Here is an 18,523-nt window from a genome sequence, read left to right on the forward strand (position 1 = left end):
GACCTGCAAAAGCGCAGGCAGGGAGCAGGCGAATCGGGAGTTTCTCCGTGTTCCGTACCATGTTCCAGTCCAAGATCAACTTCTTGATTCATCTGTGCAGGTCAGGGGCATGATTGAGTCGCTCGGGTCGGTGTCGGTCTCGTTGGCGCTCTCGTAGAAGAGGGCGTCCGCGCCGAACAGCAACCTGCGGTTCCAAGTCGCCGCCGGGGAGTCCGTGACGCACACGGTCCACCTGAAGAACGGGGAGAACGGCGGCAAGGACTACGCGACGCTGGAGCCGACCTTCACCCACGCCGGCTGACCCGAGGACGGAACAGTGCCGCGGCGCCCCATGAGCGCCGCGGCACCCTCGTACAGGACACGCCCGTCACCTGGGTCCGCGACCGTGGTGGTGTCTCACGGGGACGGGGAACCAGTCGGGTCGGGCCAGTCGTCGGCACCCTGGCCCAGCAGTTCGTGGAGCAGCGGGGTCGCGGGCAGCGCCGGGTGGAGGTACACACGCTCACGGCGTTGTCCGACAACGGCCAGCATCGTCCGGAAGGTGCTCCTCGCCTCCTCGGTCCGCCCGCTGTGCACCTGCGCCTGGCCCAGCAGACCCAGGTGGAGAGGGTGGCGCAAGTACGTCCCCGACCGGACCAGTTCGGCCAGCGAGGTGTGCATGAGGGCGAGGCCCTCGTCGTGGTCTCCCGCGTGCGCCAGGCCCCACCCCTTGACGACACCCAGCATCGCCTTCCAGTAGAGCAGTCCGTGCTCGCCCGCGACGCGGACACCCTCGTCGCCCGAGGCGAGCGCGGTGCGGGTGTCACCCTCCCAAGCCGCCACGACCCCGTCCACGTACAGTGCGAAGGAGCGGTCGGACGGCCTGCTGCCGTACTCGGTGATGCTCAGGAGCTCACGTCGGCGCGCACCGGCGGTCTGCCGGTTTCCGAGGAGCCAGTGGGTGAAGGTGTCGTAGGAGCGGCAGGAGACGCGCGGGTCGTGCTGGAAGGTACGTGCCAGCGCATGCCCCTCGTCGGCCAGACGGTCCGCCATGCCGACGCCGCGCTCCAGTTCGGCGAGCGCCTGCGGCAGCATTCCGCGCACATGCAGCACGATGCCTTCGCCGTACGCCGCACCGAGCGACGCCACGGGCTCCCGGGTCCGGCGCGAGATGTCCCGCAGCAGGCCGGACAACTGCCGCGAGGCGTCGTAGCGGCCGGTGACCAGGTGCGCCGCGCACAGCGCCCAGAGCACCGACGGGTCCTCGGGGTCCTGAGCGGCCGTGCGCAGGGCGCGACCGCGTGTCAGGGCCGTCTCGGCCTCGCGGTGGCCGTAGCCGCGCGTGATGGCGAGTACCTGGCCGAGCTGGATGTGCAGCTTCTGCTCCAGCCGCACCGTGGCGGGATCGTCCGGCGGCAGGAAGCCGATCAGGTGCTGCGCACGGCGCAGCCACATCTCCACCTGCTCGTACGCCATGGACTGCTCGGCGTGTTCCGCGGCGAGCAGCAGCCGGGACAGCACCTGGGCGGCGGGCAGTGCGCTCTTGGCGTGCCAGCTGTGATGCGCCACCCGCTCGATCTCCTCGTCGCCCATCTGTCCGCGCCGGCGTGCGCGCAGCGCGTCGGCGATCCTGCCGTGCAGGCGGTGGCGGTCCGCACGCGGCAGTTCGTCGACGAGCGTCTCCCGGACCAGGGCGTGAGCGAAGTGCAGCCGCCCCGGATCATGCGGGTCCTCCTCGAGCAGACCGGCACGGAGGGCCGATTCGAGACCGGCGACGACCGGTTCGTCGGGCGTGGCGGTCCGGTACAGCAGGTCGGTGTCCACCTCGGCGCCGATGACGGCGCACAGCCGGAGCAACCGCAGCACCGGCTCGGGCAGCGCGGCGAACCGCTGGTGCAGCGCCTCGCGTATACCGGTGGGAATGTGGACCAGGAGCGCGTCGGCCGCGTCCGGGCGACGGAGGCTGCGCGCATCGCCCACGAGGGAGAGCAACTGCATCACGAAGTACGGGTTGCCTGCGCTGCGCCGGTGCAGCACCTCGACGACCTTCGGGTCCACACCGGGCCCCGCATGTGCCTCGACGAGAGCGGCGACGGCGTCCGGGGAGAGTCCGCACAGCCGCAGCGTCTCGGTCCTGGGGCCGCGTAACACGTCGGAGACCATCCGGCGCAGCGTCGCGTCCGACTCTGCCTCGCACTCCCGGGCCGTGAGGACGATCCCGAGCGGCTGGCCCTGGCACCGGGTGCGTAACAGTCTGAGCAGGTCGAGGGAGGCGGTGTCCGCCCATTGCAGGTCTTCGAGGAGCAGCACGAGCGGGCGTTGTCCGGCCAGGTCGAGCAGCACCTCGCAGACCGCGTCATGGGCGAGGAAGCGGGCCTGGGACCCGTAGGAGGACAAGCTCGGGCCGCCGGTCCGGGCCGCCGACCGTTCGGGCATGAGCGGGCCGAGCAGGGCGTCGTACGGCCGCGTCGCCTCGCGAAAGGCATCCGGCCGGGTGGCGGACAGCCGTCGCAGGACCTGGGTCCACAACCAGTAGGCGGGAACGCCCTCACCGGGGAAGCAGTGGCTCCAGACGATTTCCGGCCCGGCGTCCTTCTCCTGCGCCGCCATGCTCTCCAGGCGTGCGGCGAGTTCGAGCAGCAGGCGGGTCTTCCCGACTCCCGGGGGGCCGAGGACGCCGGCCACATGGCCGTGGCCCACGGCCGCGCCTGCGGCGGCGGTCGTCAGCCGGTCGAGTTCCTGGCCGCGGCCGGTGAACGGCGAAGGGGCAGCCGTCCACCCCGGCTCGGTCTCCGGGGATCTGTCGGCTCTCGGGGCGGTCGCCGGCTCGTGCGCCGGCCGGGGTAATGCCCGCCACCGGGCTGTCCCGTCCTGCGTGCCAACGTTGTCCGCCCGCGCCTCCGGCGGCACATCGGCTCGCGCGTTCGGGCGCACGCCGGTCCCCGTGGTCCCGTCGCGGCCGATGGTCGAGACCGAGCCGGCTGTCGCGTGGGCGCCGTCGGTTGCCGCCGTGCCGTGCCCGCGAGCCGTGACGGCCGTGCCGCCGTCCCCGGAGCCGTCCGAGCCGTCGGAGTCTGCGGAGTCCGATGGCGTGCCGTCAGCGGTCTCGTTCGTCACGGGTGGCACAGGTGATGTGCCGATGGACGCGAGCTTCTCGAAAGGGGTGCCCGCTCCCGGCTCCTGGCGCAGGATCATGTCTCTGACCTGGCGCAGTTCGGCCGCGGTGTCCACACCGAACTCCTCGACCAGATGGCTGCGTGTCCGCTCGTACACCTCCAGCGCCTCGGCCTGCCGGCCGAGTCGGGACAGTGCTGTCATGAGGTGGCCGACCAGTCGCTCCCGTGTGGGATGACGGCGTGCTTCCCCGTCCAGATCGGCGGCGACCTCTTCGGCCGCGCCGAGAGCCAGCCGCGCCTCGGCGCGGGACTCCACGGCGGTGAGCCGGATCTGTTCCAGTCGGGCGCACTCGTCGCTGAGCGGCGGATTGCTGTCGAACTCCGCGTACGGCGAGCCGCGCCACAGCCTGAGGGCCTCGGTGAGCCGGGCCTGCGCGGTACGCGGATCGCTCTGCTCCAGCAGCCGCCGTCCGTCGGTGACCAGACGCTCGAAGCGGCAGGCGTCGACGTGCTCGGGATCGAGATCGAGGACGTAACCGGGCGTCCTGTGACGCAGCACCGAGGGATGCCCCGTTCTCGCCGCCGTGTGCAGGGCCCGGCGCAGATGGGAGACATGGCTCTGCAGGGTGGCGACGGCGTGACGGGGTACCTCGTCACCCCACAGTTCCTCGACGAGCAGTTCGGTGGGCACCACGCGGCCGAGACGGATGAGCAGCAGGGCGAGCAGCGTCCGCCGGCGTGGCGGACCGAGCGGGAGGTCATGCCCGTTGACTTGCGCCGACATGGGTCCCAGAACGCTCAGGAAAAGCTTGGTCTGGCCAATGGTCATGGGTGACCCGTTCGCGGTCGGAGGTACGGGCATGACGGTTCCCATCGGTCCTTTCGGTGGGCCCGGCTCTTCCGCTGGGAAGGGTCGGGTTCTGCCGAGCGGTCATCAGCTTTGGTCGGAGCTGTAGCCAGCGGTCGAGAGCGGTGAGGTGCTGTTGCTTCAGGCCGTATCGCGGGTCGATCCGGCGTGGAAGATCCTGTCCCGGGTGACGGGTGTCCATTCGGACCCGGTGGCGGTCGGTGGTCTCACCGTCGATCCACGCGGAAGGACGTCCAGTTGCCCGGTCGGGGAGGGGCGGGCCCTCCAGTGCGCTTCGCCCCTCCGGAGAGTGAGGGGAGGTCCGACTGCGTTGCGGAGGAGCGGGTTCAGCGTGGAACTGATCATGATGGCACCGTAATGGTGTTCCCAGCGTCCGTAACAGGTGGTCGTTACGCGTGCATGGGCGCTAACCAGCCGATACCGCGGCGGTACCCGGGGTTCGCCGGTCGGGGAACCGGAGGCACGGGAGGCCGCGGTCCGGGCGCGGGTGCAGCGCGAGACGGTGGCCCGGTGGTGGCTGACGCGCCGGGCGGCCCCGGAATCACCGCCAGGCCGAACACACCCGCCCGCACGGCGCGAGGTGCGGTACCGCCGACGTCTGCGCCGACTGCCTCAACGGCGCCTTGGACCGACTCCGATGCGGCACCACCTTCGAGCCATCATCTGAACCCGAAGCCGGAGCCGGATCCACATCTCTCGTGGCATGGGGAAAGTGCCTCCCGAGCAGGCGATCCCTCGATCGGCAAGCAGACGGCAGGCAAGGGGCAGGGTTTTCGGCAAGTGGCCCGTGAAACGCCGGCGGGCGACGGCAAGGGGCCGCCAGCGACTCGTCCAGGGCCCCGCAAGGTAAGTGGCGCACGATGTTCCGGCGTCTGGAGATACTGCTGGTCCAGGGCCGATGACGCCCCTGCTGACGGTCTCGACGACCGCTCACCAGCCTTCGGATCGATCTCGCGCTCACGTTTCCGACAGGGAGCCTTTTCTTGCTGAGTCCAGCACTTGCAGCTCCGGGCCTGTGCATGGCAAGCCGCGATATTACACCGACCGTCCAGCAGGGAAACCAGAAATGTCTCCGGCACTTCATCGGTTCGTCCGAGGACATATACGGCCGTGATCTCCGCGACGTGCCGCACCCGAGCGTGCAGCAGCCGTCGGTGTGTCGATTCCCCGCATCACTGCAAGGCAGGCACCAGCGATTCGTCGTGCCCGTCGCCGCCATGGGGTCCGGCGAGAAGTCCACCTCCACTGTCTTCCTCACCGAGGTCGGCGGTGCGTGGTGGCCTGTCCGACAGGACCGCGACACCGGTCAGGATGCCCATGCCCATGCCCATGGCCGGGGACGGCGAGGGGGCACGTGTGCTGCCCGAGCGCGAGAAGACTCTCCGCGATGGACGCGCGCGTCATCGAGGGCATCGCCGCCGGCTGCTTCAGCCGGCAGGGCGTCGAGTGCCATGTGACCTGCCTGCTGCGGAAGCTGCTGTCACCCGACGGTGCCGCGCTGCTGGAGGAGGCCCCGCCCGCGCCCGCCCCGGCGGAACGGGAGACCGAGCCGGACCCGGCCGCGTTGCCGCTGGTGCTGTCGGCGCGCTCCGCCGCGGCGCTGCGCGGTCAGGCCGCCGGCCTGGTCGGGCTGGAGGCCGATCCACGGGATCTCGGACATGCGCTGGTGACGACGCGTTCGCTGTTCGAGCACCGGGCGGTGGTCGTCGACCGTGACGGGCTGGAGGCGTTCGCCCGGGGCGAGGCGACGCCCGCTGTCGTCCACGGTGTGGCGGACGTCGAGGGCCGGACCGTTTTCGTGTTCCCCGGCCAGGGCGCCCAGTGGGCCGGCATGGGCGCACGGCTGCTGGACGAGTCACCGGTGTTCGCGGAGCGGATCGGCGCGTGCGCGGCGGCGCTGTCGGAGTTCACCGACTGGTCGCTGGTGGACGTGCTGCGTCAGGCCGAGGGTGCGCCGAGCCTCGATCGCGTGGACGTGGTGCAGCCGGTGTCCTTCGCGGTGATGGTGTCGCTGGCGGCCTTGTGGCATGCGCGGGGTGTGCGTCCGGACGCGGTCGTCGGCCATTCGCAGGGTGAGATCGCCGCCGCCGTCGTCGCCGGAGCACTGTCCCTCGAGGACGGTGCGCGGGTGGTCGCGCTGCGCAGCCAGGTCATCGCCCGCCGGATCGCGGGCGAGGGCGTCATGATGTCGGTGCCCTTGCCGGTGGAGCACGTCGAGTCGTTGCTGCCCGCGGACGGGTCCGTGCAGATCGCGGTCGTCAACGGGCCGGCCTCGGTCGTCGTCGCCGGTGCACCCGCCGCGCTGGAGACGCTGTTCGACACCTTGACCGCCGACGGTGTGCGAGTGCGGCGTATCGACGTCGACTACGCCTCGCACACGGCGCAGGTCGAGAAGATCCAGGAGGAACTGCTCGAACTGCTCGCACCGGTCCGGCCCCGCACCGCTCAGGTGCCGTTCTATTCGACGGTGACCGGCGAGTGGCTGGACACCGCGACGATGGACGGCGGCTACTGGTACCGGAACCTGCGCAGCACGGTGAACTTCGGGCCCGCGATCGCCGCGCTGCTCGACGAGGGGCACCGCGCGTTCATCGAGTGCAGCCCGCATCCCGTGCTGCGCGTCGGTATCGCCGAGGCCATCGAAGCGGCCGGCGTGCGGGCCGTCGTGACGGGCACGCTGCGCCGTGGCGAGGACGGCCTGGACCGCGTGTACGGGTCGTTCGCCGAGGCGTTCGTGCGGGGTGTGCCGGTGGACTGGGCCGGCCTGTACGAGGGCGGCCGCCGGATCGACCTGCCCACGTACGCGTTCGACCGCCGCCGGTACTGGACGGCCGGTCCCGGTGCCACGGCCGCGCCCGTGCGTGAACCGGAGCCCGCCGCCGTCGCCGAGGTCCCGGCGCTCGATCGCACGGCGCTCCTCGACACCGTCCGGGCGCAGGCCGCCACCGTGCTGGGGCACACGGACGCGGCCGCGATCGACACCTCCCGTGAGTGGCGCGCCCTCGGCTTCGACTCGATCACCGCCGTCGACCTCCGGGAGCGGCTCGTCGCCGCACTCGGCGTCGCGCTGCCCACGTCCGTCGTCTACGACCACCCGACGCCCGACCGGCTCGCCGACTTCCTGCACGCCTCCGTCACCGGCGTAACCGAGGAGGCCACCGTCACCCCGGCCGTCGCCGACGAGCCGATCGCGATCGTCGGCATGGCGTGCCGGTTCCCGGGCGGCATCGCCGGCCCCGAGGACCTGTGGCGGGTCGCCGCCGAGGGACGGTGCGTGGTCGGCGACTTCCCGGCCGACCGCGGCTGGGACCTGGACGCGCTGTTCGCCCCCGGCTCCGACGGCACACCCGCCGTCGCCACCCGCTCGGGCGGCTTCCTCCCCGACGCGGCGGGCTTCGACGCCGAGTTCTTCGGTATCTCGCCGCGCGAGGCCAAGGCGATGGACCCTCAGCAGCGCCAGCTGCTGGAGACCACGTGGGAGGCGCTGGAGCGCGCCGGCCTCGACCCGGCCTCCCTGCGTGGCACCCGGACCGGCGTGTTCGTCGGCACCTTCGGCGGCGACTACGGATCGCTGCTCGGCCGGCGTGACGACGCCCGCGGCTTCGTCATGACCGGTACGACGCCGAGTGTCATGTCGGGCCGGACGGCGTACGTGCTCGGCCTGGAGGGCCCGGCCCTGACCGTCGACACCGCGTGTTCGTCGTCGCTGGTGGCGCTGCATCTGGCCGCACAGGCACTGCGGGCCGGGGAGTGCGGGATCGCGCTGGCGGGCGGCGTGACCATCATGTCCACGCCCGACAACTTCGTGGAGTTCACGCGGCAGGGCGGCCTGGCCGCCGACGGCCGGTGCAAGTCGTTCTCCGACACCGCCGACGGCACCGGCTGGTCCGAGGGCGTCGGCGTGCTGGTACTGGAGCGGCTGTCCGCCGCCCGCGCGAACGGACACCGGGTACTCGCCGTCGTACGTGGCTCGGCCGTCAACCAGGACGGCGCCTCCAACGGCCTCACCGCACCGAACGGGCCCTCGCAGCAGCGGGTGATCCGTGCCGCGCTGGCCGACGCGGGCCTGCGTCCGTCCGACGTGGACGCGGTCGAGGCGCACGGCACCGGTACGAGGCTCGGCGACCCGATCGAGGCCCAGGCCCTGCTGGCGGCCTACGGCCAGGGCCGGGAGACGCCGCTGCTGCTCGGCTCCCTGAAGTCCAACATCGGCCACACGCAGGCCGCCGCGGGGATCGCGGGCGTCATCAAGATGGTGCAGGCCATGCAGCACGGCATGCTGCCGCAGACCCTGCACGTCGAACAGCCGTCTTCGCACGTGGACTGGTCGGCGGGTGCGGTGGACCTGCTCACCGAGGCCACACCGTGGCCCGACACGGACCGTCCGAGACGCGCGGCGGTCTCGTCGTTCGGCATCTCCGGCACGAACGCGCACGTCGTCCTGGAGCAGGCCGCCCAGCCGGAGCCCGCGCCCGAGACGAACGGTGTCCTGGTCCCGTGGGTGGTGTCGGCGCCGACGCCGGAGGCGCTGCGCGCACAGGCGGCGCGGGTCGCGACCGCGTCCGGCGGTGCGGCCGACGTGGCGCTGTCCCTGGCCGGCACCCGCACCCACTTCGCGCATCGTCTCGCCGTGACCGGCCGGGACGGCGACACCCTGCGGGCCAAGCTGGCCGGCCCGGCCCACGCCGTCCAGGGCTCGGCCGTCCAGGGCAAACTGGGCGTGCTGTTCACCGGCCAGGGCTCGCAGCGCCTCGGCATGGGCCGCGGCCTGTACGAGCGGTTCCCCGCGTTCGCCACGGCGTACGACGAGGTCGTCGCGGCACTGGGCACCGAGGTCCGGGACGTCATGTGGGGCGAGGACGCGACGGAACTCGACCGCACCCGCTGGACGCAGCCCGCGCTCTTCGCGCTGGAGGTCGCCCTGTACCGGCTCGTTCAGTCGTGGGGCGTCAAGGCGGACATGGTCGGCGGCCACTCGGTCGGCGAGATCGCCGCCGCGCACGTCGCCGGCGTGCTGTCGCTGGCCGACGCCGCGACGCTCGTGCTCACCCGGGCCGGCTTGATGCAGGCCCTGCCCGAGGGCGGGGCGATGCTCGCCGTCGAGGCGACCGTGGGCGAGGTCTGCCCGCTGCTGGTGGAAGGAGTGTCCATCGCGGCCGTGAACGGGCCGACGTCGGTCGTGGTGGCCGGTGTCGGCGAGGTGGTGGCGAAGATCCGCGACATCTTCACCGAGCAGGGCCGCCGCACGAAGCCGCTGCCGGTCTCCCACGCCTACCACTCGCCGCTGATGGACCCGATGCTGGCCGGGTTCGGCGAGGCGCTGGAGGAGCTGACGTTCCAGGAGCCGCGCATCCCGTTCGTGTCGGCGCTCACCGGACGGATCGACGCGCCGGACAGCGGAATCTACTGGGTGCAGCACGTACGGCAACCGGTGCTGTTCACGGACGCCGTCCGGGCGATGGCCGACGCCGGTGTCCGCACCGTGCTCGAACTCGGACCGGACGGCACGCTCAGTGCCCTGGTGCCCGACGCCGTCGGCGACGCCGACGTGCGGGCGATTCCGCTGCTGCGCCGTGACCGGCCCGAGGAGGACCGGGCCGTCACCGCGCTGACGGAGCTGTACGTGCGCGGCACCGAGGTGGACTGGGCGGCCTTCCTCGCGGACACGGGAGCGCACACGGTGTCTCTCCCCACCTATGCGTTCCGCCATCAGCGCTTCTGGCCGGACGACGGCGAGACCGGTGACGTCGTCGGCGCGGGCCTCGAACAGGCAGGCCATCCGCTGCTCGGTGCGGTCGTCCAACTGGCGGACGGCGACGGCGTGCTGCTCACCGGCCGGCTGTCCGCCACCGCGCAACCCTGGCTCGCGGACCACGTGGTCGGCGGCCGGATCCTGTTCCCGGGCACCGCATTCGTGGAGCTGGCGCTGCGCGCCGGCGACGAGGCCGGCTGCGGACGGCTGGACGAGCTGACGCTGGCCGTACCGCTGGAGCTGCCCGCGCGCGGCTCGGTCCCCGTGCAGGTCGCGGTCGGTGCGGCCGAGGACGGCCGCCGCCCGGTGAAGGTGTCCTCGTGGGCCGACGGCACCTGGACGCTGCACGCCACCGGACACCTCGCGGCGGACGCTCCCGCGGCGGACACGGCGTTCGCGCGGGACCAGTGGCCGCCGGCCGGCGCGCAGGCCCTGCCGCTGGACGACTGTTACGAGCGGCTGGCCGCGATGAACCTCGACTACGGCCCGGCGTTCCGGGGCGTGCGCGCGGTGTGGCAGCGGGACACCGAGGTGCTCGCGGAGGTCGCGCTGCCCGACACGGTCGCCGACCGGGCGGGCGCCTTCGGACTGCACCCGGCGCTGCTCGACGCCGCCGTGCAGGTGGCGTTCCTCGGCGACCTGGGCGTGCCGCCCGGTGCCCTGCCGTTCGCCTGGGAGGGAGTGTCCCTGCCGGCCGCCGGCGCGGCGGCGCTGCGGGTCCGCCTGGCCCCGAACGGCCCGGGCGTGTCCATCACGGCCGCGGACGTGCTCGGTGAACCGGTCGCGGCCGTCGAGTCGCTGACGCTGCGGGCGGCCGCCACGCCCGCCGCGGCTCTCGCGTACGACTCGCTGTTCGCACTGGACTGGACGCCGCTGCCGGCGGCCGAGGCGGTCGAGCCGGCCGCGGTGCTGGAGTTCGCGCCGGCCACCGGCGACATGGCGGCGGCGGCGCACGCGGCGGCGGCCAGGGCGCTCGAGGCCGTGCAGGAGCGGCTGTCCCGCGACAGCGAGGAACCGCTGCTGTTCGTGACACACGGCGCGGTCACGGGCGACGATCCGGCCTCGGCCGCCGTGTGGGGCCTGGTACGGACCGCTCAGACCGAGAACCCCGGCCGCTTCCTGCTGCTGGACCTGCCGGAAGGCGGTGAACTCCCGCCTGCTTACGGCGCGTTGGCGGCGTCCGGCGAACCGCAGGGCTGGGTGCGGGACGGCGTCGTGCACGCCGCCCGGCTGGCGCGCCTCGGCGCGGACGCGGGCCTGCTGCCGCCCGGCGGCAGCGGATGGCGGCTGGACATCCCGAAGCGGGGCAGCATCGACGACATCGCACTCGTCCCGTATCCCGAGGCCGAGCGCGAACTGGCCGGCCGGCACGTGCGCGTACGGGTGCGCGCGGCGGGCGTGAACTTCCGGGACGTCCTCAACGTCCTGGGCATGTACCCCGGCGACCCGGGCGCGCCCGGCGCCGAGGGCATGGGCGAGGTCGTCGAGGTCGGTCCCGAGGTGACGGGCGTGCGCGTCGGCGACCGCGTCATGGGCATGATCACGGGCGGCTTCGGCCCGCTGGCGGTCGTGGACGAGCGGTTGATCGCGCCCGTGCCGGCGGCCTGGCCGGACGAGGTGGCCGCAGCCGTCCCGTTGGTGTTCCTCACCGCGTACCACGGCCTGGTCGACCTGGCGGGGCTGCGCCGCGGCGAGCGCGTACTCGTCCACGCCGGTGCCGGTGGTGTGGGCATGGCCGCCATCCAGCTGGCGCTGCACCTGGGCGCCGAGGTGTTCGCCACGGCGAGCGAGGGCAAGTGGGACACGCTGCGCGCCCTCGGCGTCGCGGACGACCACATCGCCTCCTCCCGGACGACCGACTTCGCCGGGACGTTCGGCGGGGTGCTGGGCGAGCAGCGGATCGACGTCGTGCTCAACTCGCTGGCCGGGGAGTTCATCGACGCGTCCCTGGGCCTGCTCGCCGACGGCGGCCGTTTCGTGGAGATGGGCAAGACGGACCTGCGCGACCCCGCCGACCTGCCCGGCGTGCGCTACCTGCCGTTCGACCTGATGGTGGTGGACCCGGACCGTATCGCCGGCATGCTCGCCGAACTGGGTGAGCTGTTCGAGGCCGGGGCGCTGGCGCCGCTGCCGGTGCGCTCGTGGGACGTGCGGCGTGCGGGCGACGCCTTCCGGTACATGAGCCAGGCCAGGCACATCGGCAAGATCACCCTCACGATGTCGGCCGGGCCCGCCACCGACGGCACGGTCCTCGTCACCGGCGGCACCGGCGGCCTCGGCAGCGAACTCGCCCTGCACCTGGCCGGACAGGGCGTGACCCGGATGGTGCTGGCCTCACGCCGCGGCCCGGCGGCGGACGGCGCGACGGAGCTGCGCGAGGAACTGGCGGGACTGGGTGTCCAGGTGCGGGTGGTCGCCTGCGACATCGCGGACGCTGACGCCACCCGCGAGCTGGTCGCGAGCATCCCCGATCTCACCACGGTCGTGCACACCGCGGGCGTGCTCGACGACGGCGTGATCGGCTCGCTCACACCGCAGCGGCTGGCGACCGTGCTGCGGGCGAAGGCCGACGCGGCCTGGAACCTGCACGAGGCGACCAAGGACCGGCGACTCGCCCACTTCGTGACGTTCTCCTCGGTCATGGGCGTCATCGGCGGCGCCGGCCAGGCCAACTACGCCGCCGCCAACGCCTTCCTCGACGCGCTGGCCGCGCACCGCCGTTCGGCGGGCCTGCCGGCCGTCTCACTGGCCTGGGGCGCGTGGGCGCCGGGCGCCGGCATGACCGCGACGCTGTCCGACGTGGACCTCGCGCGCATGGCCCGCGACGGCATGGCCCCGCTGTCGACGGAGCAGGGCATGGCGTTGTTCGACGCGGCGCTGGCCGTCGACGCCCCGGCGCTGGTGCCGATGCGGCTGGAGCTGTCCAGGATGCGCACGAGGAGCGACGTACCGGCCGTGCTGCGCGGTCTCGCCGGAACCGGCCGCCGTACCGCCGCCTCCACCGCGGCGGCGGAGGTCGCCACCCTGGCATCGCGGCTCGCCGGCGCGGCTCCCGACGAACGCCTCCGGCTGGTGCTCGGCGCCGTACGGATCGAGGCCGCCGCTGTCCTCGGCCACGGCTCGCCGGCCGCGATCGAGCAGTCCCGCGAGTTCCGGCAGCTCGGCTTCGACTCGCTCACCGGCGTCGAGCTGCGCAACCGGCTCAACACGGTCACCGGCCGCCGGCTGCCGTCCACGCTGCTGTTCGACTACCCGACTCCGTCGGCACTCGCGGAGTACCTGCGGAACGAACTGGCGCCCGCCGCCGAGCCCGAGGCGACCGGGACCGGCACGCCCCTTCAGGAGCTGGACCGGCTGGAGGCGGCCCTCGCGGCCGCCGGCCCCACGGCCGACCACGCGACGCTGGCCGACCGGCTCGAGCAGCTCGGCCGGCGGCTGCGGCAGGCGGAGACGGACGCGGCCGGACACGCCGACGAGATCGACGCCGACAAGATCAACTCGGCTTCGGTCGACGAGCTGTTCACGATCATCGATGGCGAGCTGGGCATCTCCCAGGACTGAACCCGCCCACCGCCCCCCGTTCGTTGATGGAGAAGAGGACCTGCGATGGATGACCACGGCCAGCAGGACAAGGTTGTCGAGTATCTGAGGCGCGTCACGGTCGACCTGCGCACCGCCCGCCAGCGCATCGAGGAACTGGAGCTGAAGGGACGCGAGCCGATCGCGATCGTCGGCATGGCGTGCCGGTACCCGGGCGGTGTGCGCTCGCCGGAGGACCTCTGGCAGCTGGTCGTGGACGGGATCGACGCGGTCACCGAGTTCCCGGCGAACCGCGGCTGGGACCTCGACACCCTCTACGACGCCGACCCCGGGCACGTGGGCACGTCCTACTCGCGGGCCGGCGGCTTCCTCCACGACGCGGGCGACTTCGACGCCGAGTTCTTCGGGATGAGCCCGCGGGAGGCCATGGCGACGGACGCGCAGCAGCGGCTGCTGCTGGAGACGTCGTGGGAGGCGCTGGAACGGGCGGGGATCGACCCGGTGTCGCTGCGCGGCAGCCGCGCCGGTGTGTACGCGGGCGTGATGTACAGCGACTACCGGGAACTGCTCGCCGACGACGGCTTCGAGGGCTACCGCACCAACGGCAGCCTGCCCAGCGTCGCCTCGGGCCGCGTGGCCTACACCCTGGGGCTGGAGGGGCCCGCGGTCACGGTCGACACGGCGTGCTCGTCGTCGCTGGTGACACTGCACCTGGCCGCGCAGGCGCTGCGCAACGGCGACTGCACGCTGGCGCTGGCCGGCGGCGTGACGGTGATGTCCACGCCCAGCACCTTCGTGGAGTTCTCGCGCCAGCGCGCCCTCTCCGCGGACGGCCGCTGCAAGGCGTTCTCCGACTCCGCCGACGGCACCGGCTGGGCCGAGGGCGTGGGCATGCTCGTGCTGGAGCGCCTGTCGGACGCACAGCGGCTCGGCCACCCGGTGCTCGCGGTGGTGCGGGGCTCGGCGGTGAACCAGGACGGCGCATCGAACGGCCTCACCGCCCCGAACGGCCCGTCGCAGCAACGGGTCATCAAGCTGGCACTGGACAGCGCCGGACTGGCAGCGTCCGACGTGGACGTCGTCGAGGCGCACGGCACGGGCACGGAGCTGGGCGACCCGATCGAGGCACAGGCGCTGCTGGCGACCTACGGCCGTGACCGTGAGACGCCGGTCCTGCTCGGTTCGGTGAAGTCGAACATCGGGCACACGCAGGCGGCGGCGGGTGTCGCCGGCGTGATCAAGATGGTGATGGCGATGCGGCACGGGCTCGTGCCGAAGTCGCTCCACGCCGACACACCGTCGTCCCATGTCGACTGGACTGCGGGTGCGGTGACACTCGCGGCGGAGGCGAGCCCGTGGCCGGCGGTGGACCGGCCGCGGCGGGCGGCGGTGTCGTCGTTCGGCATCTCCGGCACCAACGCGCACACCATCCTGGAGCAGGCGCCGGACGCCGGGCCGCGCACCGAAGCGCCGGTCGACGCAGTCGTGCCGTGGGTACTGTCCGGGCACACGCCGGCGGCGTTGCGCGCACAGGCGGAGCAGCTGGCACTGCGGCTGGACACGGGTGCGCACCCGGCGGACATCGGCCTCACCCTGGCCACCGGCCGAGCACACCTCGCGCACCGGGCCGCGTTCGTCGGCCGTGACGGCGCCGACCTGGCGGCGAAGCTGACGTCCTGGACGGGCACCGAAGGGGAAGCCGGTGACGGTCGGCTGGGCGTCGTGTTCACGGGTCAGGGTTCGCAGCGGTTGGGGATGGGGCGTGCGTTGTATGCGCGGTTCCCGGTGTTCGCGGGCGCTTTTGATGCGGTGATCGCGGAGTTGGGTGCGGATGTCCGGGTGGTGATGTGGGGCGAGGATCCCGACGCGTTGAACCGGACCGGGTGGTCGCAGCCGGCGTTGTTCGCGCTGGAGGTGGCGTTGTATCGGCTGGTGGAGTCGTGGGGTGTGCGGCCGGAGGTGGTGGCCGGGCATTCGCTGGGTGAGATCGTCGCGGCGCATGTGGCGGGTGTGTTGTCGCTGGGGGATGCGTGCCGGTTGGTGCGTGCGCGGGCCCGGTTGATGGATGGCTGCCGGAGGGCGGGGCGATGCTCGCGGTGTCCGCGGCGGAGGCGGATGTCGTCGCCGTGTTGCCGGAGGGCGCGTGCATTGCGGCGGTGAACGGGCCGTCGTCCGTGGTGGTCGCGGGGGCGGAAGACGCCGTGGAGGGTGTCGCGCGGCAGGCGGCCGGGCTGGGTTGGAAGCACAAGCGGTTGTCGGTGTCGCACGCGTTCCATTCGCCGTTGATGGATCCGATGCTGGAGGAGTTCGCGGCCGCCCTCGATGGCATCGAGTTCCATGAGCCGGTGATCCGGCTGATGTCGGGTGATCCGACGAGTGCGGAGTACTGGGTCCGGCATGTGCGGGGGGCCGTGCGGTTCGCCGACGCGGTGCGGGCGATGGTGGACAGTGGTGTGGGCACGTTCCTGGAGCTGGGGCCGGACGGCACGCTGTCGACGATGGTCCAGGAGTCCGCCGGGGTGACGACCGTGCCGGTGCTGCGGCGTGGCCGGGACGAGGAGACGGCTGCGGTCACGGCGCTGGCGGTGCTGCACGCCCACGGTGTCACGGTGGACTGGCCGGCGTTCTTCGCCGGCACGGGCGCCCGCCGGGTGGACCTGCCGACGTACGCCTTCCAGCACACCTACTACTGGCCGGAGACGTACGGGTCGGCCGGTGACGTGTCCGGGGCCGGGCTCGAGTCCGTGGAGCACCCGCTGCTCGGCGCTGCCGTCGAGCTGCCGGACGGCGGCGGTGTCATCCTCACCGGTCGGCTGTCGCTGCGGACGCACCCGTGGCTGGCGGATCATGTGGTGGACGGCCGGGTGCTGTTCCCCGGCACCGGGTTCGTGGAGCTGGCGCTGCGCGCCGGAGACGAGATCGGCCTGCAGCAGATCGAGGAGATGACGCTGGCCGTCCCGCTCGTACTGCCCGAGACCGGTGCGGTCGCCGTGCAGGTGCGGGTCTCGGCCCCCGACGCGAACGGCCGCGCCGGACTCGACATCTTCTCCCGCGACTCCGGCGACGGGGAGGAGTGGATCCGGCACGCCACCGGCGTCCTCGGTGCGGCGGCCGTCGAGCCGGTCTGGGACGCGGGGCACTGGCCGCCGGCCGGGGCCGTCGCGCTCGACCTCGCCGGCTTCTACGACGGAACCGGCTACGGACCGACCTTCCAGGGCGTCACTGCCGCCTGGCGTGTCGGCGACGACGTGTTCGCCGAGGTCACGCTGCCGGAGCGGGTCCGTGACGTGGCGGCCTTCGGCATCCACCCCGCGCTGCTCGACGCCGTGCTCCACGGGGCCGCGTTCCTCGAGGCCGCCGAGCCCGGCACGCTGCTGCCGTACGCGTGGACGGGCGTGGGACTGCACGCGAGCGGCGCGGCCACCGTGCGGGTGCGACTGAGCGGCTCCGCGGCCGCCGGCATCGAGATCGCGGTCGCCGACGGCACCGGCGGGCCCGTCGCGACGGTCGGAACGCTGCACCTGCGAGCCCCCGAACGCCTGGACCGCGTGGACTCGTTGTATCGGGTGGAGTGGTCGGTGCCGGTGTCGGCGGTGGATGCGGGTGATGTGCGGTTCGTGGAGTTGGTGGGTGGTGAGGATGTGGTGGCGTCGGCGCATGCGCTGGCGGTGCGGGCATTGGAGGTGGTGCGGGGGCCGGATGCGCGGGTGGTGTTCGTGACCCGGGGTGTGGTCAGCGGGGCGGATCCGGCGGCGGCGGTGGTGTGGGGGCTGGTGCGGTCGGCGCAGACCGAGGCGCCGGGCCGGTTCCACCTGGTGGACGTGGAGGACGGCGGGGAGCCGGTGGTCACGGACGAGCCCCAGGTGGTGGTGCGCGGCGGCGCGGCGTTCGGGGCGCGGCTGGTGCGGGCCGAGGCGGCGGCGCCGCGGCCGTGGAACGCTGACGGGACGGTGCTGATCACCGGCGGGGTGGGCGGCCTGGGGGCGCTGGTGGCGCGGCATGTGGTGGCCGCGCACGGGGTGCGCCGGCTGCTGCTGCTGAGCCGGCGGGGCCCGGCCGCCGAGGGCGCGGCGGAGCTGGTCGCGGAGCTGGCCGGGCTGGGCGCCGAGGCCGAGGTGGTGGCGTGTGATGTGGCGGACCGGACGGCGCTGGCGGCGGTGCTGGCCGGGCGGTCGGTGGCGGGAGTGGTGCATGCGGCCGGGGTGCTGGACGACGGGGTGCTGGAGTCGCTGACGCCGGAGCGGCTGGAGCGGGTGCTGCGGCCGAAGGTGGATGCGGCGTGGCACCTGCACGAGCTGGTCGGGGAGGCGGCGCACTTCGTGGTGTTCTCGTCGGTGGCGGGGGTGCTGGGCGCGGCCGGGCAGGCCAACTATGCGGCGGGCAATGCGTTCCTGGATGCGCTGGCGGTGCACCGCCGGGCGCTGGGCCGGCCGGCGGTGTCGCTGGCCTGGGGGCCGTGGGAGCCGGGTGCGGGCATGACCGGGGAGCTGGCCGGGGCGGATCTGGCGCGGATGCGGCGGGCGGGGGTGCTGCCGCTGACCGCGGCCGAGGGGCTGGCCCTGTTCGACGCCGCGGACGGCCCGGCGGCGGTGCCGGTCAGGCTGGACCCGGCCGGCCTGCGGGGCTCGGGCGAGGTGCCGGCACTCCTGCGCAACCTCGTCCGCACCCCGGTACGCCGTGCGGCGGCCACCGCGCCGAACGGCGGCGGGATCGTCGCGGCACTCGCCGCGGCCGCGCCCGCCGACCGGCCGGAGCTGGTGCTGGAGCTGATCCGCGGGCACGCCGCCGCCGTCCTCGGACACGGTGACGCGGCAGAGCTCTCACCGCACCGGCGGTTCCAGGACCTCGGGTTCGACTCGCTGATCGCTGTCGAGTTCCGCAACCGCATCGGTGAGGCCATCGGTCAACGGCTCCCCGCGGCACTGCTGTTCGACTATCCGACACCGGCCGAGCTGGTCGACCATCTGCTGCCCAGGCTGGTCGCCGACGAACCGACCGGACCGGCGGCGCTGCTGGCGGACCTGGATCGGCTGGAGCGCGCGCTGGACGAGCTCACGGTGGACGACGAGCGGCTGCATCGGCAGATCGCCGGCCGGCTGGACGTGCTCCGCAGCAGGTGGGCGGCAGATCAGCAGGAAGAGGACGGCTTCGATGTCGAGTCGGCCACCGACGATGACATGTTCCGCATGCTCGACGACGAGCTGGGTCTGAACTAGGAACGTGTCTCGGTGACGGGTGCCTGATCGGGCAGCCGTCGGCGGTGGGAGC

3 protein-coding genes and 1 pseudogene are annotated in these 18,523 nt (G+C 73.1%); 3 read left to right on the forward strand and 1 reads right to left on the reverse strand.

Annotated elements, in window-relative coordinates; all coding sequences use genetic code 11:
* Positions 1-396 precede the first annotated feature (396 nt).
* Positions 397-3,879, reverse strand: a complete 3,483-nt coding sequence (locus IE242_RS21935) for an ATP-binding protein (RefSeq protein WP_189861883.1) — start codon at positions 3,877-3,879, stop codon at positions 397-399.
* Between the two features lie 1,471 nt (positions 3,880-5,350).
* Between IE242_RS21935 and IE242_RS21940 the strand changes: the two genes are divergently transcribed.
* The 3 genes and pseudogenes from IE242_RS21940 (at position 5,351) to IE242_RS39460 (ending at position 18,471) form a co-directional block, all read left to right on the forward strand.
* The gene (locus IE242_RS21940) at positions 5,351-13,276 is read left to right on the forward strand and encodes a type I polyketide synthase (RefSeq protein WP_229859256.1); all 7,926 of its coding nucleotides are present in this window, start codon (positions 5,351-5,353) and stop codon (positions 13,274-13,276) included.
* Positions 13,277-13,369: 93 nt separating this feature from the next.
* A pseudogene (locus IE242_RS39455) lies at positions 13,370-15,415 on the forward strand (type I polyketide synthase); the annotation flags it as partial.
* Positions 15,343-18,471 carry a type I polyketide synthase gene (locus tag IE242_RS39460; RefSeq protein WP_444545839.1) on the forward strand — a complete coding sequence of 1,043 codons (3,129 nt, stop codon included), beginning with the start codon at positions 15,343-15,345 and terminating at the stop codon, positions 18,469-18,471. The pseudogene IE242_RS39455 and the gene IE242_RS39460, both read left to right, overlap by 73 nt.
* Positions 18,472-18,523 lie beyond the last annotated feature (52 nt).

The sequence above is a fragment of the Streptomyces poonensis genome, assembly GCF_014650915.1.
Classification (GTDB): Bacteria; Actinomycetota; Actinomycetes; order Streptomycetales; family Streptomycetaceae; genus Streptomyces; species Streptomyces poonensis.

Coding starts and splice junctions, on each gene's coding strand:
- IE242_RS21935 (WP_189861883.1), bottom strand. CDS start 3,879: ATGTCGGCGCAAGTCAACGGGCATGACCTCCCGCTCGGTCCGCCACGC.
- IE242_RS21940 (WP_229859256.1), top strand. CDS start 5,351: ATGGACGCGCGCGTCATCGAGGGCATCGCCGCCGGCTGCTTCAGCCGG.
- IE242_RS39460 (WP_444545839.1), top strand. CDS start 15,343: ATGCTCGCGGTGTCCGCGGCGGAGGCGGATGTCGTCGCCGTGTTGCCG.